The sequence below is a fragment of the Natrinema salaciae genome, assembly GCF_900110865.1.
Taxonomy (GTDB): domain Archaea; phylum Halobacteriota; class Halobacteria; order Halobacteriales; family Natrialbaceae; genus Natrinema; species Natrinema salaciae.
This window is the reverse complement of sequence record NZ_FOFD01000005.1, coordinates 84,849-109,448: the sequence shown is the minus strand read 5'-3', so window position 1 is coordinate 109,448 and position 24,600 is coordinate 84,849. Positions and strand designations below refer to the sequence as shown.

At 66.8% G+C, this 24,600-nt stretch carries 17 protein-coding genes; 9 read left to right on the top strand and 8 right to left on the bottom strand.

The genetic code is table 11. The annotated features are described in order from the left end of the window. Positions 1-287: 287 nt before the first annotated feature. Genes BMX07_RS17315 through BMX07_RS17280 form a run of 8 tightly spaced genes read left to right on the top strand, consistent with a single transcriptional unit; the run spans position 288 to position 12,426 of the window. Entirely contained in the window at positions 288-1,673 is a 1,386-nt protein-coding gene (locus BMX07_RS17315) for an FtsZ/tubulin family protein (RefSeq protein WP_090620256.1), read from the top strand. After that, positions 1,670-1,930: a hypothetical protein gene (locus BMX07_RS17310; protein ID WP_090620252.1), complete on the top strand. Its 261-nt coding sequence runs from the start codon at positions 1,670-1,672 to the stop codon at positions 1,928-1,930. Before BMX07_RS17315 ends, BMX07_RS17310 begins: the two co-directional genes overlap by 4 nt. Then, the gene (locus tag BMX07_RS17305; RefSeq protein WP_090620248.1) at positions 1,927-2,934 is read left to right on the top strand and encodes a hypothetical protein; all 1,008 of its coding nucleotides are present in this window, start codon (positions 1,927-1,929) and stop codon (positions 2,932-2,934) included. Before BMX07_RS17310 ends, BMX07_RS17305 begins: the two co-directional genes overlap by 4 nt. Further along, positions 2,931-5,021 carry a hypothetical protein gene (locus tag BMX07_RS17300; protein WP_090620244.1) on the top strand — a complete coding sequence of 697 codons (2,091 nt, stop codon included), beginning with the start codon at positions 2,931-2,933 and terminating at the stop codon, positions 5,019-5,021. The genes BMX07_RS17305 and BMX07_RS17300 overlap by 4 nt, the downstream gene beginning before the upstream one ends. Positions 5,022-5,024: 3 nt before the next feature. Continuing rightward, positions 5,025-6,248 (top strand): FtsZ/tubulin family protein, encoded by a 1,224-nt coding sequence (locus tag BMX07_RS17295; protein ID WP_090620241.1) that lies wholly within the window; start codon positions 5,025-5,027, stop codon positions 6,246-6,248. Positions 6,249-6,250: 2 nt separating this feature from the next. Continuing rightward, positions 6,251-9,172 carry a hypothetical protein gene (locus tag BMX07_RS17290; RefSeq protein WP_090620235.1) on the top strand — a complete coding sequence of 974 codons (2,922 nt, stop codon included), beginning with the start codon at positions 6,251-6,253 and terminating at the stop codon, positions 9,170-9,172. A gap of 4 nt (positions 9,173-9,176) precedes the next feature. Continuing rightward, positions 9,177-10,169 carry a hypothetical protein gene (locus BMX07_RS17285; protein WP_090620230.1) on the top strand — a complete coding sequence of 331 codons (993 nt, stop codon included), beginning with the start codon at positions 9,177-9,179 and terminating at the stop codon, positions 10,167-10,169. Further along, positions 10,162-12,426, top strand: a complete 2,265-nt coding sequence (locus BMX07_RS17280; protein WP_090620227.1) for a hypothetical protein — start codon at positions 10,162-10,164, stop codon at positions 12,424-12,426. Before BMX07_RS17285 ends, BMX07_RS17280 begins: the two co-directional genes overlap by 8 nt. A gap of 186 nt (positions 12,427-12,612) precedes the next feature. Here the strand turns inward: BMX07_RS17280 and BMX07_RS17275 are convergent, their stop codons facing one another. The 8 genes from BMX07_RS17275 to BMX07_RS17240 all read right to left on the bottom strand — a co-directional run bounded on the left by BMX07_RS17275 (position 12,613) and on the right by BMX07_RS17240 (position 23,705). After that, positions 12,613-15,615, bottom strand: coding sequence for a hypothetical protein (locus tag BMX07_RS17275; RefSeq protein ID WP_090620694.1), 3,003 nt, complete (start codon positions 15,613-15,615; stop codon positions 12,613-12,615). Further along, positions 15,608-17,347 carry an ATP-binding protein gene (locus BMX07_RS17270; protein ID WP_090620224.1) on the bottom strand — a complete coding sequence of 580 codons (1,740 nt, stop codon included), beginning with the start codon at positions 17,345-17,347 and terminating at the stop codon, positions 15,608-15,610. Before BMX07_RS17270 ends, BMX07_RS17275 begins: the two co-directional genes overlap by 8 nt. After that, positions 17,340-18,053 (bottom strand): hypothetical protein, encoded by a 714-nt coding sequence (locus BMX07_RS17265; protein ID WP_090620221.1) that lies wholly within the window; start codon positions 18,051-18,053, stop codon positions 17,340-17,342. The genes BMX07_RS17270 and BMX07_RS17265 overlap by 8 nt, the downstream gene beginning before the upstream one ends. A gap of 1 nt (position 18,054) precedes the next feature. Beyond that, positions 18,055-19,113 carry a hypothetical protein gene (locus tag BMX07_RS17260; protein ID WP_090620218.1) on the bottom strand — a complete coding sequence of 353 codons (1,059 nt, stop codon included), beginning with the start codon at positions 19,111-19,113 and terminating at the stop codon, positions 18,055-18,057. 80 nt (positions 19,114-19,193) lie between these two features. Beyond that, entirely contained in the window at positions 19,194-20,312 is a 1,119-nt protein-coding gene (locus tag BMX07_RS17255; protein ID WP_090620215.1) for a hypothetical protein, read from the bottom strand. A 678-nt stretch (positions 20,313-20,990) separates the two neighbouring features. Then, a complete protein-coding gene (locus tag BMX07_RS17250) occupies positions 20,991-22,052 on the bottom strand; it encodes a glucose 1-dehydrogenase (RefSeq protein WP_090620213.1) in 1,062 nt (353 codons plus the stop codon). Then, complete coding sequence (locus BMX07_RS17245; RefSeq protein ID WP_090620210.1) at positions 22,049-22,429, bottom strand: RidA family protein; 381 nt, start codon at positions 22,427-22,429, stop codon at positions 22,049-22,051. The genes BMX07_RS17250 and BMX07_RS17245 overlap by 4 nt, the downstream gene beginning before the upstream one ends. 58 nt (positions 22,430-22,487) lie before the next feature. Beyond that, positions 22,488-23,705: an aminotransferase class V-fold PLP-dependent enzyme gene (locus tag BMX07_RS17240; protein WP_090620207.1), complete on the bottom strand. Its 1,218-nt coding sequence runs from the start codon at positions 23,703-23,705 to the stop codon at positions 22,488-22,490. Between the two features lie 112 nt (positions 23,706-23,817). Between BMX07_RS17240 and BMX07_RS17235 the strand changes: the two genes are divergently transcribed. Next, positions 23,818-24,579, top strand: a complete 762-nt coding sequence (locus BMX07_RS17235) for an IclR family transcriptional regulator (protein ID WP_090620204.1) — start codon at positions 23,818-23,820, stop codon at positions 24,577-24,579. Positions 24,580-24,600: the final 21 nt, after the last annotated feature.

Below are 24,600 nucleotides of genomic sequence, written 5' to 3'. Positions count from 1 at the left end.
CACAGGTCGCACGAATGATTAGCGGATGATAATTCATATGATCGATACTTTCGTTGAACATCACGTGTGATGTAATTATAGTATTACAGACTATGACTATATCACGTAACTGTAACAATTACTTCTAAATCGAACGAAACGCTCCACTATCGGCCGGAAATAGCTGTACAGAACTGTGTCGCTGGGCCATTACATTTATTGTACGTTACTCTAGTGTTTCGGTTGATAGGACATGTACGGTTGGATAACTACAGTTAGAGTCGAGAGAGACGGGCGTCGATAGTCAGATGACGTACTTGTTCGTTGGGGCTGGACAGGCGGGGGGCGCGATCGTCGATTCGGTGTTCGATTACACCGACGATTCGCTGCTGGGATTGTTCGATTCGGCCGATATTTCGACGCTCGGTCGGCCGCTCGTGTTCAATTCGACGATGCGGGACCTGCAGAACCTTTCGAACGTTCCGCCCGAAGATCAGTACGGAATCGCCGAACAGCACGGTCTCGTTCAGGGGACCGAACCGGGATTCGAGGAGATGGTCACGGGCGGGTTCGGTCGCAACCCGGTCGACGCTGACGAGGTGATGGCCGAACACGCGCCGCAGATCCAGACTATCCTCGGCGAGAAATTCGAATCGGGGTTCGACCGGTCCGCGGGGGCCGACGAGTCGTTCGAAGACGATCCGACCGACGTGGAAGAGCCGATCGACGGTGAGGAAGCCGACGACGCACCGATCGATCCCGACGCCGAATTCGAGCCGGGGCCCGCGGTCGAACCGACGGGATCGGGCGTCCAGTTCGCGTTCCTGTTTCTCGGCCTCGGTGGCGGAACCGGCTGCGGGATCGGTCCGCATCTCGCCCGCGAGATCAGGGCGTTCACCGACGGGCGAGCCAAGGTCGTCGCAGTCGCCGTATTGCCGAACACCCGCGGCGCAGACGAGGTCGGCGGGTCGGACGAGGACGGGGAGGCCAGCGCCGGCCGACAGGCCTGGAACGCGCGGTACGGCCTCGACCGGCTCGAGGACGAGGTCGACGGTATCATTCTGGTCGACAATCAGCGCATCTCGTATCTCGACTCGGCGGGCGGCGAGTTCGGCGAGTACAACGACTACGTCGCGGCGTCGATCTACGACCTCGTCGCCGGCCCGGTTTTGAGCGGGGTCGATCCGAGCGCGGTCGACGGCATCGATACGCCCGATATCGACGTCCGGGACATCGTGACGTCGCTATCGTTCGGCGTCGCCGGCGAGGAGTCGACGCCCGGGTACGCCGCGATCGGACGCTCGGTGACGATGACGCGGTCGCTGCCGGGCTATCTGTTGCCGTTCGTCGGGAAACGCGACATCGACAGCGCCGCACTCTCGCGGCTGTCGGCGGCGAAACAGACCCTCGCGAAGGTCGACGTCGGCGGCGCTCAGAAGGCGATCTCGTTGATCAGGGCGCCGAAATCGAACCTCGGCTCCGGGTCCCACAGCGTCGAAATCGGGACGGTCAAGGAGTATCTGGAGCGGACGTCCAACCTGAACGAGGTCAACATCGGCGTCGCGATGAGCGACAGGAACCTCGCCTCGGTGACGACGCTGCTGACGTACCGCCGCGAGGACATCGACCGGCTCGCGGATATCGAGGCGGCAGCCGACGCGTACGAAGCGGAGACGGAGGAGCTACTTGCATGACGCGACGACTCCCATCGGGCGTCCTCGCACTCGCCGTGGCGCTCGGCGGCCTCGCAGCGACGGGAACCGTCAGTGGCTCGGCGACGGAGACGGCCATCGAAACGACGTCTCGAGCGATCACGGCGCAGTCGCTCGCGGAGCAGACGCTCGTGATCGCGGCCGGCGGGCTGTTGCTCGGCGCGGGTCTCGGCGTCGCGCTCGCGAGCGGTGCGACCTACTGGTACAAGAGCCGGGAGATCGGGGGACGGCTCCAATGAGCACGGGCCGACGAATCCTGCTGTGTGCGGTCGCTCTGGTGGCGATACTCGCCGTCGGACCGGGAACCGCTACCGCTGCGGCCGACGTCGACTGCGACAGCACCGGCTCGACCGTCGTCGGATCGGTCGACGGCGAGTGGACCGACGGCGACGAGACGCTGTACGAGGGGTCGACGTTCGAGCTCGCCTACTGCACCGACGGGACGACGTATACGGGCGACTGGTTGGCCGCCGGCGACGGGTTCGAACGCGACTCCGCAACCGCGGACGACGACGGGACGTACACCGTCACCCTCACCGGGAACGGCACGGCCTCGATCGCGTTCGCCAAATCTGTCACGCTCAACGAGGACCAGACCGACGGCCTGTCCGTCACGGTCGCGACGGCCGGCGGCGATACCGCCGCTCTCGAGCGAATCGACGACGCGCGAGTCGCCGAGTATCGGACGGCACGGTCGGCGCTATCGAACGCGACGGACGAACTCACCGAGACGACGACGGCGATCGAGAACGGTGACGCGGAACTCGACGCCGCCGAATCGGATCTCGAGATGCTCACCGAAACGTACGAGAACATGACCGATCGAGAAGCGGCGCTCAGCGACTATCTCCTGCGCCGAACCGAGAGCGGGAACGCGAGTGGAGCGTACCGCGCGTTGACGGCGGTCGGGACGGACGCGACCGCACAGCGCGCCGAGACCGAGGACGCGATCGACCGGTACACCGACGTCGCCGAGGCCGAGCGCGCCGGGGCGGCCTCGAGCGTGCGGCTGGCCGCGCTCGGATCGATCGCCGGGGGGCTGGTCGCCGGCGGAGTCGCGGGCGTCGCAGTCCCGCTCGTCGCGGCCCGGCGCGTCGAGGAGGCGATGAAGCTGAGCCGAAACGTCTCCTACGATCGGAAGACGGCGCTCGTCCCGATCCTCGTCGGGATCGCCCTGGCGATCGGCGGTGCCGCCCTCCTCGCGGTCGTCGTCGGGCCCGAGCTCTTGGAGGTGATTCGATGAACGCAAACGTCAAGAGCGCGCTCGTGATCGGTGCACTCGTCGTTCTGGGTGCCGCGGTCGGGGCCGGCGTGTTCGTGACGACCAGCTCCGACATCGCCGTCTGGTTCGTCATCGGCGGCATTCCGCTGATCATCGTCGGGGGTATCGCGCTGTACGTTCGCGGCGTCGTGTCTCGCGGGGGGACGAGCGAACAGCAGTACGTCCGGAAACGAGCGCGAGCGGTCGCACAGGAGTTCCAGCGAACCGTCCGGGACGTCAACGACCTCTCCGAGACGTACGGCGACTGGGAGTTCACCGCCGACGCGCGCCTCGAGTCGGTCGCGGGCGATTTCCGCGCGCAGGGGGTCGCGTTCGACCTCGGTTCCGGCGCGTTCGACCTCACGAAAGGCGTCGCGAACGCCGACGTGCAGGCCTTCGAGGAGCTCTCCGTCGAGGTGGATCGACTCGAGGACGACGTCGAAGCGGAGTTCCGGACGTTCGCGGACGACGAACTGTCGCGGCTCGCGGACGCGATCGATCGGCTCGAGGCCGTGGATCTCGCGACTCGCGACGCGGCGATCGACGAGCCGGCTGACGACGCGGCGATCCCGGCCTGTCGAGACGCGGTCGACGCCGGACGAGCGATCGCGGACGAGACGATCGAGACGGCGATCGACACCGTCCGCGAGATGAAACGGGGTGGGCAGCGGCCGGACGACGCCGCGGCGATCGAAGGCGACCTCGATGCGGCCGTCGATGCCCTCGACCGCCACGAGTACGGGACGGCCGTCGAGTCGGTACTCGAGGCGCGAGACCGGCTCCGGGACCAGTTCTCGGGTTCGTTCGACGCCGAGCGGGACGCGGTGTTGGCGCTGGTCGACGCGGTCGACGCGGCCGGTGTGGCCGCACACGTCGACGCCGAGTACCTCGACGCGGTCGACGCCGTCGAGTCCGCCGTCACGGGAATGGACTCGGCGCTGGACCTCTCGGAGGTGAGCCGCCGCCGCGCGGATCTGCGGCGGACCTGTATCGAGATGGTCGCCGCGATGGAGCGCGACCTCGCGGACGAGGCCCAGACGCTTCGGCGGGCGGAGCTCCCGCCGGGCTACTACACGGAGCCGGGGATCGTCGACGAGGACTTCGTCGACGAACTCGAGCGGATCGAGGAGTTCGATCGGTTCACCGATCGCTGGCGGGACGTCGCCGGCTCGCTCGCCGACGCCGTCGACACGGCCACTACCAAGGCCGCCGTCGTCGACGCCTACGACGACGTCGCCGAGACCATTGCGGCGGAGCTCGAGGCGTCGGGGGAAGTCACGGACGACGACCTCCCGGTTCGCAACGCCGAGGAGTTCCTCGGGCTTTACTACCGTCGAAACGAATCGGTCGAACTCGATCCGAACGTGCCGGTGCTCCGCGTCGGTGACGTCGAAACGAACGATCTGACGGTCGAGATCGCGTACGAGCGCGGCGGAGCGGAGCGGACCGCGACGCTGACGCTGTCGGGGGCCGGCTACGACGAGACCGCGACGATCGCGACCCGGGTCGCCGGGACGACGACGTTCACGGACGTCCCGACCGGCAGCTACGAGCTGAGCGGTACCCCCGGCGACGACGCGTTCGCACCGATCGAGCGATCGGTCCGCGTCGACGGCGAGACGACCGTCAGCGTCGAGTTCGCCGAGCAGAGCCTCCGAGAGCGAGTCTGTTCGGACACCAGCGCGGACATGGACGACCACCTCTCGGAGCTTCGCCCGCGTCTCGAGGAGCTGTACGACGCGGACGGATACGTCTCGACTGCGATGGAGCTTCCCGTTCGGGCGTCGCACGCGCCCTGTCTGCTCGCGGTCTGGGCCGAATCCGACGGCTACGACGCGACGGAGACGTCCGACGGCGAGATCGTCGTCTTCGAGCGGGACCGCCTCGAGCGCGAGCTGACCAACGTGGTCAGGTACAACCTCGAGTCGGGCGACCGATTGCCGTTCGACGAACTCGAGCGGAACTTCCTGACGGCGCCGGTCCCGCGGTCGGTGATCCGGGACGCCGTCGCGGATCTGAGCGGGGAGCACAGCGTGACGACTACAGACGACGCGATCGAGATGAAGTAACTCATGGCACAAACGGACACGTTTACGAGATGGAGCGTCATCGCCTCGGGAGAGGGTGGCGGACGGATCGCATCACAGTTTTTCGACCGGACGGAGAACCCGGGGATCGACGACCGAATCCTGGTAATGAACACGAATCGGGCGGACCTCCGAAACACGATCGACCGGCTCAAATCGAAGCTTGGGGCGACCGAAGACGAGGACGTGATCGAATCCCACGCCCTCGAGTTCGGTTCCCAGCAGGGGGCGGGGAACTTCTTCCCGAACGGGGCGGCGTGCGCTCGGGAGGACCTCGATCGGATCGTCAACCGGATCACGGAGTTTGGCACGACTGACGCGTTCATGCACGTCGCGACGCTGGGCGGCGGGACCGGCAACGGGTCCATTCCCTACGTCGTCGACCAGTTCAGGGACGGGCTCCGCGACCTGAACGACGACAACGCCGCCGAGGAGTGGATGGACAGCGTCATCCACGCCGCCTTCGGCGTCTGGCCGTACTATTACGAGCAGCCCCAGCGCCACTTCAACGCGGTCTGTGGACTCTCGCGACTCCTCCGGACGGACGACGACGAGCAAAACGCCGACATGGTACTGCTCGCGTCGAACTCTCACCTCGACGACGAGGACGGAGCCGGGGACCAGTACGACTCGATCAACGACGCGATCATCACCGCGATCGACCTGATGATCGGTGCCGGCCGCGAGACCCGGAGCGTCATCGACATCAAAGACTACGTGACGATCCCGTCCCAGATGGACGCCTACCACTTCACGCCCGCCGTCGCGACGGACCTCAACGGCTCCGTCTACGAACTCGAGTACATGCTCGATCAGGCGGCCAGCGGGACGTTCGTCCCGATGGACATCGAGACGACGACGGCCGCCTACGCGATCGTCCGTGCGCCGGAACGGATGATCGACGACGGCGAGATCACCGAACCGGACGTGTATCAGGCGTTCCGCGAGTGGACCGGCAAACACGACATCAACGTGGCCGGGCAGGCGAGTCTCACGCCCAAACGTGGCCGCGGGAGCGACGTCGACGTCCTGCTGTTGCTCGGTGGCTTCGACCTGAACCCCCTGCTCGATCACTCGTGGGACGACTTCGAGATGCTCGGCGAGACGCTCGCCGGCAAGTCCCGCGGCGGCGGGGCCGACCTCACGAGCGCCCAGCTCGACCGCATCGTCGACAACCTCGAGTCGTACGTCGAACGGAACGCGGAGTGAGTATGACGGCACTGGCACCCATCCCCGACGATCGCACGACCGCGAGCCGCCTCCTCGTCGCGCTGGTCCTCGCGGTCGCAGTCGCCGGTGCGATGGTCGCGCCGGCGACGGCCGCATCGACGGCGCAGGACGACGGTGACGTGGGGGTAACGCGGTCCGGTGACGCGCTCACGGTCGACGTCACCGATCTCTCGGACCGGCCGGAAACCGTGACCGTCGCCGTCAGCGAACCGAATTCGACCAGTTCCGACCCCAAAACCGTCAGTAACGGCACCGCCGAGGTATCCATCGAAACGCTGATCTCGGGGGTCGACGACGGCGAGTCGCTGGTCGGCGCGACCGTCCAGGTCACCGCCGGAAACGAGACCTACGAAGACGCGGTCGACCTCCACACCGTCACGTTCGCGGCCGACGACGTCCCGGTCTGGATCGACGGCGACGACCCGCGGATCGTGCTTCCGCTCAACGCGAGCGAGACCGTCGGTATCACTGGAAACGATACCGTCGCGGTCACCGCCGACGACGCCGCCCTCGAGGGAGCGGTCCGAGCGGACGGGACCCAGTTGACGATCCCGCAGTCGGAACTCCGCGAGGCGGTCGGCTCGTCCGCGGACGTCGGCCTCGAGGTCTCCGTCGCCGACGGGCATTCGACGAGTCGGACCCTCGAGCCGGAACTCCGCGAGACGACCGACGGCCTCGTGCTCTGGCAGCCGCTGCTCGAGACCGGCTCCTCGTATTCGGTGACGGCCGAACGGACCGCCGACGGGACGCGATACGTGAACGCGGAAGCCGAGCCGGTTCGCCCCGGCGAGATCGACCTCTCGTCGCTGACGGGCGTGAGCGAGGCGAGGGTCTCGGTTTCGTCGGAAGACGAAACCCTGCTCGACGGACGGACGGTCTCACTCGATCGGTTCTCGCTCTCCGCGACGGTCGCGGACGGGGGATCGGCGGTCACGTTCGATCAGGGTGTCGACGGACTCGGCGTGCGTGGCGTCGTGATCGACTCGAGTACGGGCTCGATCGAACGGTACGCGTTCGACGGCGGCCACCGGGTCGAAGACGGTCGGCTCGCGCTCGGAAACGCGACGGCGACGGCGAACGACTCGCTGGTGATCGCGACGAACGCCGGCGTCGGGACGGTGACGCTCTCGGCTGCACCCAGCGAGCAGGACCCCGCCCCAGCGGACGAGTCGGGGCTCCTCGAGACGATACTCGGGTTCGGAACGAAAGCCGTGATTCTGGTGGTGCCGGCGCTCGTCGGCCCCGCCGTCGGTTACGGCGCGTACCGGTTCCGCAACGAGTGGACGGGTGATCGACTCAAGATCAGTAGCGTCGTCGCCGTCGGGTTCGCGCTGGCGCTGGCGCTCGTGCTCGTCGAAACCGTCGGTGGCGGACTGTTGCCCGAAATCGACAGCCTGTGGCCGCCGAACGAGCTGACCCCGCACGCGCTCGCCGTCGTCGGCGTGCTGCTCGGGGCGGCGCTGGCACCGGTGACCTACTCTCGACTCGGCTTCCGGGCCGGCGCTGACGCCGGCGGGTTCACGTTCGACGTGACCGTCACCGATGGCGACCGGCCGCTGGACGGCCGGACGACGATCGGCTACAGACGGATCGACGGCGGCGACACGAAAGCGAAATCGACGACGATCACCGGTGGAACGGGCCGGATCTCCGTGTCCGAACCGGGGAGCTGGAACGTCGCTGCGAAACGGGGAGAGCACGACTCGGAGGCCGTCACGGTCAGCCGCCGAAAAACGAGCGCGACGCTGCCGATCGCGTTCCCGGCGACGATCTCGGTCACCGACCGCGACGGCGGCGACCCGATCGCCGGCGCGACCGTCACGCGAACGGACGACGGGACCAGCCGGACGACGGACGCGACCGGGACCGTCTCCCTCGAGCCCGGCGAACCCGGCTCGAACGTCGACGTGGAGATCGCCCACGACAAGTACGAGAACCGAACGGAGACCGTCGCGTTCACGCAGGACGGCGATCGGACGGTCGCGCTCTCGCCCCGAACCGGGCGCGTACGGCTTCGATCCCGCGTGGACGGCGTTCCGATTAGCTCGACGCCGCTGCGACTCACGCCACGAGAACAGTCGCTTCGCGATCGTTACGGGACGATTAGCGTGACGACCGGCCGCGACGGGTCCGCCACCCGTGACGGGCTCCTGATCGGACAGTATCGCGCCGAGATCGACCCGCCGGCCGGTCGAGACGACCTGTTCGACGGCGGCAAATCGATCGTGACGGTCCGGGAGGATCGATCGACGACGGCCGAGGTCGACGCCGGCTTCACCTGGTCGCTGTCGTCGGCCCAGCGGAGTCAGATCGATCGCCTCCGACAGCGGGTCCGGTCGCTGTCGGACCACGCCGGCCGGGACACGACGATCCCGCAGTACTACGGCACGGTCGTCACGCGGATGCTCGATGCCGTCGAGTCCCTCCCGGAGGCCGGCCATCTCTTCGCGGACGGGGGGACGGACCCCGACGTCGTCGCCGACGCGTTGCTGGCCGCCGCCGCGGACTCGGTCGACGCGATCAACGACGCGATGACGACCAAGCGCAACGTCGACCTCTTCGCGGCCTGTGCGGACATGTCCGCCGCCGCCGTCGAATGGGACGGCGAGTGCGACCTCGAGACGCTCCTCGAGCGCCTCGATTCGGACGCGATGACGCAGCGAAACGCCCTCAAAGATCGGTACGAGACGGTCACCAGCCGGGTCGAGGCCGAACGGGGATCGGTCTCGGAGGCCGCGCCGGCCGAGGAGATGTTGCGACACGCCTGGGACCTCGGCAACGACGCCGGCCGCGGTGACGATGCGATCGTCACGATCCACGCCGCCCTGCTCCTGCTCGACGCCGTCGACGCCGTGTTCGAGCACGACGCCCTCTGCGACAGACTCTCACGGACGGTGTTCTAACGACATGCACACACACAGCCGTCGGGCGACGCTACTGACCGCGATACTCGTCGTCGCGACGATCACGACGATACCGCTGTTCGGGGGGACCGCCGCCGCGCAGGAGGAGACGGCGAACGACTACTTCGAAACGTTCCGTTCGATGGAAGGGACCGAGGCCTACGACGAGTACGACGAACTGGAGACGGTCCGGACGTTCGCCGTCTCCCAGACGCAGGTGACGGGCGAACTCACCGCGGCCGAACGAGCCGAGTTCGAGGCCGTCATCGGGGCCCTCACCGCGTTCGATCGCGCCTACGTCCTGGCCGAGGACGGCGACTACGAGTCGAGTCTCGCGGCCGCCGAAAACGTGAGCGCCTACGCCGACGACCTCGAGGAGTACGATCAGACGCAGGCGACGCTCGTGACTCTCGCGCTGACGCGGTTCTACGAGCGACTCGGCGACGGCCTCTACGAGGAAGCCGATGCGACGAACGGCACGCCCGAGCGAATCGAGTACCTCGATATGACCGCGACGGCCTACGAGCGAGCCGACATGCCCGAGGAAGCGACGCAGTTCCGGGTCCAGGCGGAGCAGTTGTCCGCCGAGTTCGAGCGGGATCGCGAGACGATCGCGACCGCGCAGAACACCTCGGCTACCTTCCTCGAGGACTGTGCCGACTGCGCGGACGTGCAGGCGGCCGTCAGCGCGAACGGGTTCGAGACGTTCGCGGCGTATCAGGACGCGGAGGCGACTCACATTCGGATTCGTGACGCGCGGGAGCGCGCGGCACACCACGGGCTCGCCGATCGCGAAGACGCACTGGCAGCGATGAGCGACGACGTCGGGCAGACGCGAACGACGCTCGCGATCGCCTCCGTCGTCGTCTTGATCGGGTACGGCGTCGTCGTCGGCCTGCTGGGAACGATCGTCGCCGGACGACTGTTCGTCTGGCGGCGCACGTACGATGCAGCGAGGGTTGGCTCGGTCGTATCGGTGGGGGATAGCGATGTCTGAGCGAGCCCTGCCCGTCGCAGTCGTCTGCGCCCTCGCTCTCGGATTGACGATAGCCGCGGTCCCGGGGGCGGTCGCCCAGAGCGGTTCCGTCACCGTCGACGCAGCGAGCGGGCCGGTCGAGGTGGGGACGGGGACCGAAACGCACTCCGTCACGGTAACGAACGACCGGAACGAGTCCGTCTCGATCGACGTGTCGTCGGCGTCCGGGATCTCCGTCGATCCGGATCGACGGACCGTTCCCGCCAAAACCACGGCGCGGATCACTCTCGAGATCGACGCGGACGACGACGCGGGCGACGGGACGGTCACCGTGAGCGCCGGCCGCGACTCGGATCAGTTTCAGGTCGTTCGCCCCGCCATCGCCGGTCTGGCGGAGGAACCCCTCGATATCGGTGGCGTAGTCGTCGGTGATAGCGCGTCCGGCGAGGTGGCCATCGAGGAACTCACCGGCGAGGAGAGCCTCAGTTACGTCGACGCGACCGTCGTCAGCACCGATCCGGACGCGGATCTCGGCGTCAGTGCGAGCGGTACCACGCTGACCTGGAACGCCTACGCCGACAGCGGCGTCGCCCAGCACGAGGACCTCTCGTGGGAGGTCGAACTCGTCCCGAACGGGAACGACGAGGCGGCCCGAACCGTCGAGGTCGAGGGCAACGTCATCTACCCCGCCGAGTTCGGCGCGATCGAACTCGACGACGAGATGACGTTCGACGAGCCGCGAGACTCGACGTCGACGATCACGAAGATCGTCGAGCTCGAGGTCGAGAACGCGGGCGATCTCCCGTTGGTGCTCGACGACGTCACGGCGTACTCCTCGAACGCCGGTATCGACGTCTCGGTCGCGAACCAGCCCGAGACGATCGACGGCTGGAGCCAGCGCGCGCAGACCGTCGAACTGGCCGTCACGGCGGACACCCGACTCGAGGAGGGGGAGTACGCCATCAGCGGCACGGTCAGCTCGACGAATCTCAGCGCAACGGATACGAGCTACGAGGGGACCGTGAGCATCGAACACGGGACCGAACTCGATGCCCCCGATCGGATCGAGTTCGGCGACGTTCCGATCGGTGAACCCGAACGGCAGTCGACCTCGGTCGGCGAGGTGCTCGGCTACAACACTGTCGAGAACCTCGAGATAACGCTCGAAGACGGGCCGGACAGGTGGCTGACGATCGAGGAGTCGCCGGGGAACCTCGACGCCGGTGGGTCCCAACCGGTGGTGTACCGGGCCGCGTTCGACACCGATGCGGAACTGGGGACCAGCTACGAGTGGACGTACGTGGTCGACGGCAACGGCGTCGACGAGCGGACGGTGATCGTCGTCGCTTCACCGGTGCCGCTCGATCTCGATCCGATACGCCAGGACGTCTCCACGTACGAGGGGCCGGTCGCCGACAGAACCGTCGCGATGATCGACACGATGGACGACCGGATGCGATCGGGCGACGTCTCCAGCGAGGACGTCACGACCGTTCTCTCCTACGGCAGCGCGGCGTCGCTGTACCTCGAGTCCATGGAGGGTGTCCGCGAGCGACAGTCGGCCGGCGAGTACGAGGCGGCCCAGACGGAAATCGTCCAGGCGGCGGCCGCGTACAACACGATGACGCTCTACGCTGCCGAACTCGACGGCGCGGCCTTCCGAGCGGACAGCGACAGGGTGCTCTCCACCGCGGAGGGCGACCTCGAAACGGCGATCGGCGATCAGGAGGCGTACTACGAGGAGCGCCTCGAGTCCGGTAACGTCTCGCTGGTGGAAGAAGCGACGATTCAGCGACAGCTGGCTCGCGTCGTCTCGCTGCAGGGTGACGACGAGCGGGCCGCGACGCTCGAGGCGAGCGCCGAATCGTCGTTCGAGAACTACACTGCGGCCGTCTCGAGGGGCGAACGAGCGCGTCAGCGGGCCGAGGAGACGTGGTCGACGATGGAGTCGGAGCAGTTCCTGACGGTCGCCGGCCAACCGCTGCTCTTGAATCCGGCCAAGTACGACGCGTACACCGACGGCGTCGACGAGATGAACGCGGCCTACGAGAACGCGACGACGACGTTCGAGGCGGCCGGCGAGTCGAGTCGCGCGGCGGACGTCGCGGCCCAACACGAGTCCCGGACCGCGACGCTGCAGGTGACCCGCGTGTCGCTGTTCGGCTCTCTCGCCGTCTACGCGCTGGCCGTCCTCGGGATCGTCGTCCGCACCGCGCGCGGGACCTACTGGTATCTCCGAGACGCGCGCGAGTCGATCAGCGGCGACTTCCTCGTGTGAGCGGTTCCGCCCCCCGCGCTGTCAGTGTGACCCGTTCCGTTTCGACGCTCACGATGCCGGTGGTCGACTCTCCGATTCTCGCGGCTTCCGTCGTCGAACGCGCACTCGACAGTGAGATCCCGCTCGACGATCGAGACGTGTCTAGTTCGACCGTCACGCACCGCCTCGACGGAAAATAGACCGGCGTCACTCGAGCCGGACCGGCGTCGACAGCGACGACGCACCGTCCGCGTCCGTCCGCGCGTCCTCGACGCGCTCGACCGACCACTGCTCGCGGTGGTCGTCGGTCCAGGCGGCTTCGTCCTCGGCGGACGGCCCGGCCGCACGAAGAGCGACCTCGCGCTCGGAGCCGTCGGCCGCGTACCGAACCGTCGCGTCGAACGACGGCGACGTCACGCCCGGCTCCATATCGACGAAGTGCTCGATCCGGTCGCCCGGCTCGAGGCGCTCGCGACGCGCCTCCGAGTAGAACAGGTCGTTGATCGGCTCGCCGCTGGCCGACACCGAGACGTCCGACAGCGATCGGTCGCCCTCGTTTTCGAAGACCAGTACGACGGTTCCGTACTCGCCGGCGACCTGGGTCTCCGAGCCGATCCCGATCCGGAACGGACCGTCGCCGTCCGCGCCGCCAGCTCCCGCGGTCGACGAGACGTCTACGATGATATCGAGACGCCGCTCCGTGCCGTCACCGTCGACGACCACCAGCACGCCCTCGAGCGCGTCCGCGTCCGCTCCGAACTCGTTCAGCGCCCCGGTCGCGGTCGTCGTCTCGCCGGGCTCGAGCCGGGTATCGATCGGGACCGACCGACCCTGGATCTCGAGTTCGCGAACGGTCCGTGGACGATCGCTGCGGTTCACGACGTCGGCGACGACGGCCCCGTCGGCCGCGTCGACGGTCGCCCGCACGGCGACGCCGTCGCCGCTTGCGGGCAGCTCCCGTTCGGGGAACTGCTCGCAGACCGCTCCGTCGAGGGTGACCGCCGCCCGCGACAGGACGGTTCCCGAACCGGAGCCGATCGCGACCGATCGCTCGACGGCCGTCCGGTCACCGGCCGCGAGGCGACCGACGTCGACGCTCGAGTCGCCGATCTCGACGGTGACGTCCCCCGCCGACTCGCCCCGGTTCTCGAGTTCGATCCGGTCGCGGACCGCGTGGCCGGCCGGGACCGATTCCTCGTCGATCCGCCGCGTCGCGACCAGCCGCGGGTCTCCGACCTCCCCGTCGTCGGCTTCGGCCCCGGAGCCGCCATCGATTCGCTCCTCGTCGCTCGCCGGAGCCGTCGCTGGAGGATCGCTCCCGGCTCGCGACCGATCGTCCGGTCCGTCGTCGCCGGTCTCGGGTTCCGATCGAGACGATGCCGCAGTAGCGGCGTCGGCGGTCGCGTCAGCGGCCGCAGGGTCCGGCGGTGCGGTTCCGTCGTCGCGATCGTCACGGCCGTCGCGACCCTCGCGTGGGTTCTGCGCCGACGGATCGGTCGTCGTCTCGTCCGTCGACGCGGCCGTGCGATCGGATCGCCTCCGGTCTGTTCGATCGGTCCGTCTACGATCCGATTCGCCGATCCCCGGCGAGCGGGAGAGCCTGCCCGGACCGCCGGCGAGTCGGACCCGCTCGTCGACGTCGAGCGATTCGAACCCGATGCGAGCGGTCCCGTCGTCGAACTGTGGGACGATCAGCAGGAACTCGTCTCGCTCGATCGTCACCGCCGTCCGGACGCGACCCGCTCCCGGGAGTTCGATCACGAGTCGATCGACGACGGTCACCGAGCCGTCGGTCTCGACGGTCGCGCGAACCGCGTCGCCGTCCGGCTCGACGTCGATCGTCGGGACGGGTGGCAGCGTACACGTCGGGGCGTACTCCCGGCGTCGGTCGCCGCGAGCGACCTCGAGCCCGACCGAGACCCGTCGATCGGGTTCGTACGGCCGGGTGACCGTTCCGGTCCACTCTTCCCCGGGCTCGAGGGCGTCGGTTCCCGCGTCGGTCTCGCGCAGTCGAAGCCCTTCGAGTTCCACCCCGCCGACGTTTTCGACGGTGACCGCGAGTTCGGCGACGCCGTGCTCGATCGCCGCCACTTCGATGTCGGTATCGACGGCGATCCCGCCGCTCGCGGCGTCGTCGAGGTCGAGCGCCGCCCGCTCGAGGACCGATCCGTCCGCGGTGAGTTCGACCGTCGCCTCCCCTTCGGCCCGGATCGACTCGACCGGGAAGTCGACGATCGTCGTCTCGCCGGCCCCGACGGTCGCGGTCCGGTCGGCCGGCGAGAGCGTCGCCCCGTCGACCGACGCGGACAGCGAGAGCCGGCGGTCCCGGTCGGTCGCGTTGGTCACCTCGACGTCGATCGTGCCGCCGACGCCGACGCTCTCGGTCGCGACGGCGACCCGGAGCTGTTCGCGGCTGTGGACGTACGTCGAGACGGTCTCGCCCCGGACCGCACAGACGAGCGAGCCGTCGGACGTCGCGTACCCTTCGCCGCTCGAGAGCCCGTCGACCGGCGCCGTCGCGCCGGCCGGATCGACCGCCCGGATGCCGTCGGCGGTCGTCACCAGCACCGACGACTCGCCTCGCGGCGCGACGTGTTCGACCGCGAGTTCCGTCCGCCAGCGCGACGTTCCGCTCTCGAGGTCGGCGGCGACGAGGCGCTCGTTCTGGAGCGCCGCGACGATCGCATCGTCACACCGCCCCAGGCTCCGGACGACGGCCTCGAGGTTGCGGTCGAAGCCGACCTCGCCCTCGAGATCGATCCGGGTCAGGAACGACCACGTCGAGAGCACGAACCCGCTCGGTGTGCCCAGAAGGGCGTCGTCGGCCGGTCCGCCGGGCCGGACGCGCTCGACGTCGAACCGCTCGCGGCCGGTCGCGATATCGACGGCGCGGAAGCGTTCGGGTCCGAGCACGCCGGCGAGTCCCTCGTCGGCGACGGCGGCGACCGCGTGGCCGTCCGCGGCCGGCTGCTCGCGGATCCGCTCGCCGGTTCGGGAGTAGGTCGTCAGCGCGTCCGACGAGAGGACGAGCACGCGGTCGGCGAGCGCGAGGTCGACGACGCGGTCGCCGTGATCGATCTCGACCCGGTCGCTCCCCGTCACGACGACGACGCGGTCGCCGATCCCGACGGCGATCGCGCCGTCGCCGACGCCGACGGCGTCGACGGGGCCGCTCTCGAAGGAGCCGACCTGCCGGTAGCCGTCACTCATCGTCATCACCGCCGATCGAGTCGGCGTCGTCCGCGATGTCCGGGTCCGAGATGTCTATCTCGGCCGCGTCCGACCCCGTTTCGTTCGGTTCGGTCGCCTCCGTCTCCGGTTCCGCCGCTCCGGTCGGCGGTTCGGTCGTCGCCGATTCGGCCGACGCCGTTCCAGCGCCGAGCAGCTGTCCGAGCGACGAGGGCCTCGTTCCGATGCGCATGTCCAGCTGGTCGGCCTGGTCCTCGACGTAGCGTTTGAGTTCGGGGTACCCCTCGAGGTCGTCGATCTGCGTCCGGACGCTCGCGACGTACTGCCGGATCGTCTTCGGTTCGGTCTCGCCGAGCCGGTCGAAAAAATAGTCGGTGTCCGGCTCTATCGGCTCCCGATCGGGGAGGTGAACGCTCTCGACGAGTTCGCGCTGCAGTTCGCTGCCGAGCACGCGGTCGGCGATCTCCGCCGGGGTGTACCCCTTCGAGGCCGTCCCGAGCCGCTCGTAGTCGATGTCCTCGGTGTCCATGGCCGAGAGGTGTTTGCGCCAGACCTCGGCCATCACGTCCTCGTCGGGCTGGGGAATGAACTGCTGGATCGGGAACCGACGGGTCGCCGCCGGATCGATCGTGAAGGGCATGTTCGTCGCCCCGATCACGAGCAGGTTGTCTTCGATTTCGTTCATCTCCTGCAGGAAGGCGTTGGTCAGCGACCGCTCGTGGCGCTGCAAGGAGTCGTCGCCCCGATCCGGGATCAGGGTGTCGACCTCGTCGAAAAACAGGACTGCGAACCCCTCCTGTGCGATCCCGTGTGCCTTCTCGAAGATCGCCTCGACGCGTTTCTCTGACTCGCCGGAGTACTTCGAGAGGACGTCGCTGCCCTTGATCTCGAGGAACTTGACCTCGCCGTAGGCGTCCTCGATGCTCGAGTTGAACTTCGCCTCGTAGGCGATCGCCTCCGAGATGAGCGTCTTCCCGCAGCCGGGCGGTCCGTACAGCAGCATGCTGTTGCCCCGGGCGGCGAACTCGTCGCCGTAGCGGTCGACGACCTCGTCGCGAACGTCGGGATCGAACAGGGCGAGCAAGTTCTCCGCGGTGCGCTTTACCGCCGGGAGGCCGGCGACGTCCTCCTCGAAACTGACGGTCGGCTTCTTGGGCTCGAGCGAGACCTGAACGCCCTCCTCGTCGCCGGCACCCGCTTCGGCGGGGCCGGCGGGACCCGGGCCGCCGCGACTCGCCGCGTCCCGGGTCGCCCGTAACTCCCGCAGTTCGCCGGCCCCGATGAACTCGAGCTCCGTGTTCGGGGTGACCCGCAGCGTCGTGTACCCGGTCGGCTCCATCGCGGCGACCTCGAACGTCGCCCGCTCGTCGCCTTTCGGAACGACCTCTTCCATCGGATGCAACAGGTAATCGTTCTCTCGAAGGAACGGCTCGAGCTCCTCGGGCGAGACCTCGCTGGTGTGGATCTTCGCCGACGAACACTCCACGACGTCGCGTTTCGACGCGTCGGGATCGACGAGGAAGTCCTTGCCGCGGTCGATCCCCCCGAACACCGTCTTGACGTTCCGGTGCATCCGGACCTTGTTCCCGATCCCGTCGACGATCGAGTCGTCGATCGGTTCGACGTAGAAGAACGCCCGCCTGTCGTTGTGTCGGATCTCGACGGTGTCCGTCTCGGGACCGACCTTCTTGGCTCCGATCTCGATTCGAGACGTCGGCTGATCTCGTTTCAGTATTGGGGTCAGGTTAAGCATTGTCGTCACTCCGTAGCTGTGTCGTCGCGTCCTCGATCGTCGCTAGCAGTTCGCCCTGGCGGTGATCGGTGCGGTCGCGGACGTACCGGCTATCGGCATCGGCCCGCCGAACGACGAGCGAGAGGGTCTCGAGCATCTCGACGATCGACTCGCAGCCGATCGTGAGCGGTCGAGCGGCACCCGCAGCCCGCACCCGGCTGACGATCCGTCTGAAGTCCGCGAGGACGTCCTCGAGGTGGTCGAGTACGGTCCGGACGAGGGGTCGCCAGTTGCGTGCGTACGGCGCGGTCGCCGACAGCGGGACGAAGACTCGAGAGCCGACTGTCTCGAAGCGGTCGTCGGCCGCGACGCGGTCGGCGACGTCCGGTTCGAGTCGCTCGATCGTCGTCTCCCCGCGTTCGTAGCCGGCCTCGAGGACCCGGCGGACGACGTCGTCCCGTTCCTGCGGGTCGATCTCGGCTCCCGCCTCGCGGGTCCCGCCGTCGGGCCGATACTCGAGTTCGACCGACCGCGCGCCGGCTTCCGCCTCGAGGCGAGGCGGGAACGGGGCTCCGGCACGCAGCAGCTCGGCGAGGTCGACGAGCGCGGCCATCGCGACGTCGACCCACCACGCGGGGTCCGGGCCCGAGAACGTCCGCACGGAGAGGAGCCGCTCCCCCTGTTCGTCGACCCGGCGAACCCCCTGCAGCAGTGAGTCTGCGCGCATCCTACGACATCTCGAGTTCGCCGGTTTCAGTTTCGGGGTCCGTCTCGTCGACCGTCTCACCGGCCGTCTGCTGGGCGGTCTCGCCGATACTCTCGATGTCGCCGAGGACGTCGTCGACCATCGTGGCGACCTCGTGGTCGGGCGTCTCCTCGATCGTCTCCTCGATGCCGCCGACGCCGGCGAGCTGGGTCGTCAGCTCGCCCATGTTGTCGACGATGTTCATCGCCTCGTCCGGGAACGTCTGCTTCTTTAGGGCCTGGGTGCGGACCTGCTCGCGCTTGTTCGCGAGCGTCAGCTTGGCCGACTCGAGCATCTCGATGTTGTCCGCGAGCCGGTCGGTCCCGCTCTCGACTTTCTCCGCGAGGTTCTCCCGATCGGCCTCTTTCATCTTCTTGTGGTAGACCAGCTTCCGCTTGAGCTGCTGGAACCGGTCGCGGTCCTCCGCCGGGAGCGCCGTGGGGTCCTGTGGAACGCCGGGGCCGTCGCCGAGGCTCTTGAGCTCCTGGGCGGTCTCCGTCAGGTATTCGTCGATCTTCCCCGAGTCGCGCTCGACGTCGGCCATCCTGGTCTCGAGTTTCTCCTTCGCGCCGTCGACCCGGTCGATCGTCTCGGAGATCTTCTCGACGCAGGCGTCGATCGCGGCCGCCCAGTTGAGGATCATCCGCCCGTTGATCTCCTCGGGGTTGTCGCTGGGATTGCGGAGCATCTCGACCTGCCCGCCTTGCAGGTTCAGGATGTCTTCGTCGGCGAGGAACTCGAGCAGCGCCTCGGCCTGCTGCTCGCTGGTGACGATGTCGCCCTCGTCGTCGCTGGCCGCGGCCAGCGTCTCGATCGCCTGCCGCCGATCGATCCGGCCGTTCCCCTCCTCGAGCTCCATCGATCCCAGCAGGTCGGTCTTGATGATCGCACGAATGGCCCGCTCCCACTCGCCTTCGATGTCGTCGCCCTCGATCCAGCGGGCGTCGAGGCGAACCGGGTCGTCGGTCTGGGTGACTGGGTCGGCGATCACGTACTCCTGTCCGTCGCTTTCGATCCGTTCGAAGTCGTATTTTCGAGGCATTGTGGATTAGTGGATAGAATATCGATAAGTCGTGGTCGTGGTGATTGCATCTCTCGTTCGCGTTACCGTCCGGGGGTCGATCACGCTGCCATCCCGCCGAACTCCTCTTGGTTGACGAGGGCTCTGTATCGATCCTGAACCGCGTCGCGGACGTACTCGTTGACGTCGGTCGTCTCGCTCACGTGCAGTTCTTCGACGTGGCCCTCGGCCAGCTCGACCCACTCCGGAAGCGTACCGGGAAGCTTGTCCCGCTCGGCCTTCAGGTCGGTGAGAACGCGCCGCGCGTGATCCTCGACGACGGCCTCGAACGGCTCGACGGCCTCGACCATCTCCCGCCCGGCTTCGAGTCCGAGTCGATCGATCAACGTGTCGCGGGTCCCGTCGAGCAGCTCCCCGCGAACGCTGCGTGCCCTCGAGAGGACGTCGAACCGGCTGTCGATCTCGTTTTCGACGACCTGCTCGAACTCGCCGGTTCGAAGCACGTAGCTCGACTCCTCGAACTCGGTCTCGACCGCGTCCTCGATCTGCTCGGCGAGATAGCGGGCGTACTCGTCGATGGCTTCCTGTACGAGGTACTCGCCGTCGAGGTCGACGATGTACCCCTCCCGATCGAGATACCGGATCACGTCGGCGGTCGCGTCGACGTCGATGACGCTCTCGAGGTCGCTGTGGGCGATCTTCCCGTTCGAGGACTCCCGCGCGAGCCGCGAATCGAGGCCGACGTCGTCGGCGTGTTCCTTGAGCTGCGGGCCGATCGTGTAGTAGTCGCGTTTTCCCGCAGTGATCCGCCGGACGTAGTTTCGGTCGGCGAGTTCGTCGGCGAAAAACTCCATGTCGTCGATCGCGAGCGAGAACCGCGACCGCAGCGTCTCCCCGGTGACCACGAGCCGCTGGCCGAACAGATTGGTCAGCTCCCTGGTTATGTTCATGTTCCCTTTGACGCCGAACGGGTCGACGTAGAAGACGCCGTCCCGGAGCTGCTCGATGTCGACGAACTCGTCCGCCGCCATCTCGGACAACGCCTTGCGCATGTCGCTCGAGGACAGCGACCGCGCGTTGACGAGGCCGATATCGGCGGCCTCGTAGGCGGATTTGATCTCCCCTTTCTGATCGGAGACGTAGAGAAATCCGTAGTTGTCCTGGGCGATGTCCCGACAGACATCTTCCAGGATGTCAGTGTCAACCGGTAAGAGCGTCATTGTAGAATGAGTTATATGCTCGCCTACTAAACCTTGCGCCCGTAGCGTTCGTTTCTCCGCCGATATCGGCTATTTCAACCCCTCGTACGGCCGGTATGGCGATTAGCCGCGGTGATGGTTTGACTCCCCCGCCCCGTCCCGCGTGTCCGGTGTCCGAGCCGCCGCTCGCTCGAGTCGCGTCCGAGCGAGTTCGGTCCCGAAACGCAATACTGATTGATATATTTTATAAAACAAATGGTGTTTTATAGAATGAACAATTACGGCCCGCTGATTGCTCGGCGGTCGAGCCACGAATTGCCGAACTCGTCGGACCACGATCGAACGGCTATCCCCGCTTGCGGCGACATTGGGCCGGTAGTGTCGATCTGACGGCCGGTTCTCATCGAAACCGGCAGCTGCCGACCGCCACTACCAACACGAACGACGGCAAAAGAGCGGTGTTTGCCTGGTGAACCGCACGGAACCGCATCGAGTGTAACGACGACTGCCGTCCGAAGGGTGTCTCACTGGGGACGGGGTATTTCCGCACTTGTATTGTTCTATATCTGAATTTCTATACTCCACTATTATTGAAATAACACTTACTGCTACTGGCCAGCGACGGCATCTCGCCCTCGAAAACCACCACGACGAACGTACTGGCCGTGCCCCTCTCGGCGAGCCGTTCCCGATCGTCGGTCAGCGCGAATCGAACTCGATGACGGTCTTGATTCGATCCGGTGACCGGGAAAACGCATCGTCCACGGCGGCCGGTTCGAAGACGTCCGTAACGAGCGCGTCACTGAACCAGTCGGGGAGCGCGGAGAGCGTTTCGCAGGCGGCCTCGAAGTGTTCGACGTGGGAGTTGACACTGCCGACGAGTGCCCTGTTCCCCTGCACGAGCGTGCGGTGGAGTCGACCGCCCGCCACGTCGAACGCAGCGTCTCCGGGGAGCCCGAGCAACACCCCGACGCCGTTTTGATCGAGCGCATCGATCGTCTCGAAGGCGTGTTTCGCGTATCCGGTCGCTTCGTAGACGAGATCCATCGGCTCGTATTCGGCCGGAACGGCGGCCACTGGCGTTTCACGCGAGTCGACGTAGGTCGCACCCAATCGTTCGATGAGGTCGATCGTCGGATCGGGCCGATCACGGCGTCCGAGACAGTACGTCCGCTCGAACTCCGACTGAAGCCTGGCTAGCGTTAGCAGGCCGAGCGGTCCGTTTCCGAGCACGAGCGCCGCATCACGCTGCCAGTCGAACGCCGACCGCGACGCGTAGGCGTGCTCGAGCGCCTTCTCCGTATTACTCATCGGTTCGATCAGGATACCTGTCGCCTCGAACGCGGGCGGAACGGGAACCAGGAACGCTTCCGGGCTCGTAACGTAGTCGGCCATGAATCCGTGTTCGCCGTCGATTCCACGCTCGAGACACTCGTCGGGCGGTGCCATATCGGGCTCCCCCCGCCGGAAGTACTCGTTCGCGGTGTCCGGGGGACGGCGAACCGTCGGGACGACGAGCTGTCCCTCCTCGAGTGCGGTGCCGTTCGACTCCTCGACGACGCCGACGGCCTCGTGACCGAGGACCTGGTGATCGCTCTCCGCGGGGAAACCGCCGTGATTCCCGTCGATCACCTCGAAGTCGGTTCCATCGATCCCGACACGGAGCGTTCGAACCAGCGCTTCGCCGGGGTCGGGTTCGGGGCGCGGTTTCTCTATCAGACGCGGCTGGGAGCCGTCACGTTCGACGGCAATCGCTCTCATGGATCGACCCGCGCGATCACGTCGATCTCGACGCCGATGTCGATCGGCAGCCGCGATACTTCGACGGCGCTCCGGGCGGGGTACGGTTCGGTCACGTACCGTTCGTACACCGCGTTGACGTCCTCGTAGTCGTCCATATCGGTGACGAACACCGTCGTCTTGACGACGTTCTCGAGCGAACTGTTCCCGGCCTCGAGAACGGTTTCGATGTTCTCCATGGTCGCGCGTGTCTGCGCACTGATGTCGCCGCCGACGATCTCTCCCGACTCGGGATCGACCGGCCCCTGCCCGGAGACGTACAACCGATCACCGTCGCGTACTGCCTGTGAGAACGGCCCGATACTCGTGGGTGCGCCTTCCGTTTCGATTCCGTCCATCTTCCAATTACTCCGTATTTGTTAGTATATATGTGTGTTTCGGTCACGACTGTCACAGTTACTGTGACGCCGTCAGGTGTGACCGGACGCGATCGATGACGTGGTCCAGTTCGGACGCCCCGAGACACATCGGATTAATCGTGAAGACGTCTTCGTCGAGGCGGTCCGCGCCGACGAATACTCGAGGCGATTCTGCTCGAAGCGCCCGAACGAGTTCCGTCGCTGAGCACGTCGAGGCGGCGGAATCGACGTGAACCGCGACCTGCGGGGCGACCGAGTCGTCGTCACCGCCATCGAGGGCTGGGTCGACCCCACGGATGGATTCGAGTGCGGACGCGATACGCGCAGCATCACGCTGCCATCTGCCGCGAGCGACGTCGTGGTCGTCCTCGAGAAACGACTCGAGGGCGACGAGAAGACCGACGAGTTCCTCCTTTCCGACTTTCAGCGGCCGTCCGATCCCCTGTCGCGGGACGCCGTCGAGCCGATCGATGTCGACGAGTTCTGCTGGCGGTTGCCAGACCTCGCCGGCGGCGTGCATGTCGAGATGCTGGAGGGCGATCGATTCGACGAGATCCCGGCGGCCGGCGACGATTCCGGTCGTTTGCGGACCGCGGATCGCTTTCCCACCGCTGAAGACGACGAGGTCCGCACCGTCCTCGATGAACCGCGAGAAGTTCTCCGTGGGCGGGAGTTCCGCGGCCGCGTCGACGATAACCGGGACGTCGTATTCGGACGCAATCTCGGTTACCGTCGACAGGGCGGGCTCGGTGTACGGCTTCTGGACGTAGCCGATCGCCGCCGTCCGCTCGGAGATTGCACGGTCGATCTCCCAGGGTTCGACCGCGGTCGCTCCGGTGCCGAGGACTCGATCGTTCGTCCCGACGTCGACGATCGTCGCCCCGGCCGCACGGAACGCGTGATCGTAGCCGGTTCTGTGCGTCCGTGGCATGATGATCTCGTCGGGGATGCCGTCGGTGTCCGGGAGCTGATCCATCACGCCGGGATCGTCGCCCGCCAGTGCCGCGGCCGCTGCGAGAAGCAGTCCGGCGTCTGCGCCACACGTCACGTAGCCGGCCTGCGATCCCGTCACGTCAGCGATGAGTTCGCTCGCTTTCGCCTGTAAATCGGAGAGCCTGACGAACTCGGTCGCTGCCCGTTCCATCGCCTCGACGGCGTCCGGCCGGATACGGCTGCCGCCGATCCGCGTTTTCGTCCCGGCGGCGTTGACGACGCTCGGGACACCTAGCTCGTCGTACACGGTCTCTTCACTCATCTATCGTGTCCGATAATTCACGTCACCATATATAAATAAGTTCGGTTGTCAGTTCATTTCGGCCGTTTCTCACTCGGAAACGACTATATGTGATGTGTTCTACGAATGATGTATGCAGAGCGATACCGCGATCGGTGCCACCGTTCGGTCGATGACGATCCTCGAAATCGTCGCGGATTCGCCGGAGCCGATCGGTGTTACGGCGATTGCCGATCAGACGGAGCTGTCGAAGGGCACCGTTTCCAAGCATCTGTCGACGCTGCACGAACTCGGGTACGTCGACCGATCTGACGGCCACTACCTGCCGTCGGTGCAGTTTCTCGACTACGGCATCCGGACTGGGTCACTGTCCGAACTGCACCGCGCAGCGACGGCCCCGATCGACGAACTCGCCGAGATGACGAACGAAGTAGCCGGGATGGCTATCGAACACAACGGGCGAGTCGTCGACGTGTATCTCTCCACGAAACACGCCGACCGGGACTTTCCGGCGTACAACACGCGGCTTCTTCACTGTAGCGCCGCTGGAAAGGCGATTCTCGCCGAGCAGTCGGACGACGCGCTCGACGCGCTTCTCGAGGACCACCGGCCGGAACGGACCGAGTACACGATCACGGCCGAACCCGAACTCCGCGCCGAGTTGGATCGGATCCGCGATCGCGGCGTCGCGTTCGATCGGCAGGAGCAGTTTCCGCGTGTGAACAGCGTCGCCGACGGAATCTCGACCGGATCGCTGACTGGTGCAGTCTTCGTCTCGGGGTGGGCTGACGAACTCTCCGGGAAGCGATTCGAAGAAAACGTCCCCGGAATCCTCTTCAGCGCGAGTAGCATGCTGCTCTCGGCGCTCTCGGCTGAGCCCGCTTCCCGTCGGTAGCAGCCGGGAGACAGTCTTTCA

What these genes read in the sequence shown, in the direction of transcription:
- BMX07_RS17240 (WP_090620207.1), bottom strand. Translation starts at nt 23,705, where the DNA reads ATGAGTGAAGAGACCGTGTACGACGAGCTAGGTGTCCCGAGCGTCGTC.
- BMX07_RS17305 (WP_090620248.1), top strand. Translation starts at nt 1,927, where the DNA reads ATGAGCACGGGCCGACGAATCCTGCTGTGTGCGGTCGCTCTGGTGGCG.
- BMX07_RS17310 (WP_090620252.1), top strand. Translation starts at nt 1,670, where the DNA reads ATGACGCGACGACTCCCATCGGGCGTCCTCGCACTCGCCGTGGCGCTC.
- BMX07_RS17255 (WP_090620215.1), bottom strand. Translation starts at nt 20,312, where the DNA reads ATGACGCTCTTACCGGTTGACACTGACATCCTGGAAGATGTCTGTCGG.
- BMX07_RS17270 (WP_090620224.1), bottom strand. Translation starts at nt 17,347, where the DNA reads ATGCTTAACCTGACCCCAATACTGAAACGAGATCAGCCGACGTCTCGA.
- BMX07_RS17280 (WP_090620227.1), top strand. Translation starts at nt 10,162, where the DNA reads ATGTCTGAGCGAGCCCTGCCCGTCGCAGTCGTCTGCGCCCTCGCTCTC.
- BMX07_RS17300 (WP_090620244.1), top strand. Translation starts at nt 2,931, where the DNA reads ATGAACGCAAACGTCAAGAGCGCGCTCGTGATCGGTGCACTCGTCGTT.
- BMX07_RS17315 (WP_090620256.1), top strand. Translation starts at nt 288, where the DNA reads ATGACGTACTTGTTCGTTGGGGCTGGACAGGCGGGGGGCGCGATCGTC.
- BMX07_RS17275 (WP_090620694.1), bottom strand. Translation starts at nt 15,615, where the DNA reads ATGAGTGACGGCTACCGGCAGGTCGGCTCCTTCGAGAGCGGCCCCGTC.
- BMX07_RS17250 (WP_090620213.1), bottom strand. Translation starts at nt 22,052, where the DNA reads ATGAGAGCGATTGCCGTCGAACGTGACGGCTCCCAGCCGCGTCTGATA.
- BMX07_RS17235 (WP_090620204.1), top strand. Translation starts at nt 23,818, where the DNA reads ATGCAGAGCGATACCGCGATCGGTGCCACCGTTCGGTCGATGACGATC.
- BMX07_RS17245 (WP_090620210.1), bottom strand. Translation starts at nt 22,429, where the DNA reads ATGGACGGAATCGAAACGGAAGGCGCACCCACGAGTATCGGGCCGTTC.
- BMX07_RS17260 (WP_090620218.1), bottom strand. Translation starts at nt 19,113, where the DNA reads ATGCCTCGAAAATACGACTTCGAACGGATCGAAAGCGACGGACAGGAG.
- BMX07_RS17285 (WP_090620230.1), top strand. Translation starts at nt 9,177, where the DNA reads ATGCACACACACAGCCGTCGGGCGACGCTACTGACCGCGATACTCGTC.
- BMX07_RS17295 (WP_090620241.1), top strand. Translation starts at nt 5,025, where the DNA reads ATGGCACAAACGGACACGTTTACGAGATGGAGCGTCATCGCCTCGGGA.
- BMX07_RS17290 (WP_090620235.1), top strand. Translation starts at nt 6,251, where the DNA reads ATGACGGCACTGGCACCCATCCCCGACGATCGCACGACCGCGAGCCGC.
- BMX07_RS17265 (WP_090620221.1), bottom strand. Translation starts at nt 18,053, where the DNA reads ATGCGCGCAGACTCACTGCTGCAGGGGGTTCGCCGGGTCGACGAACAG.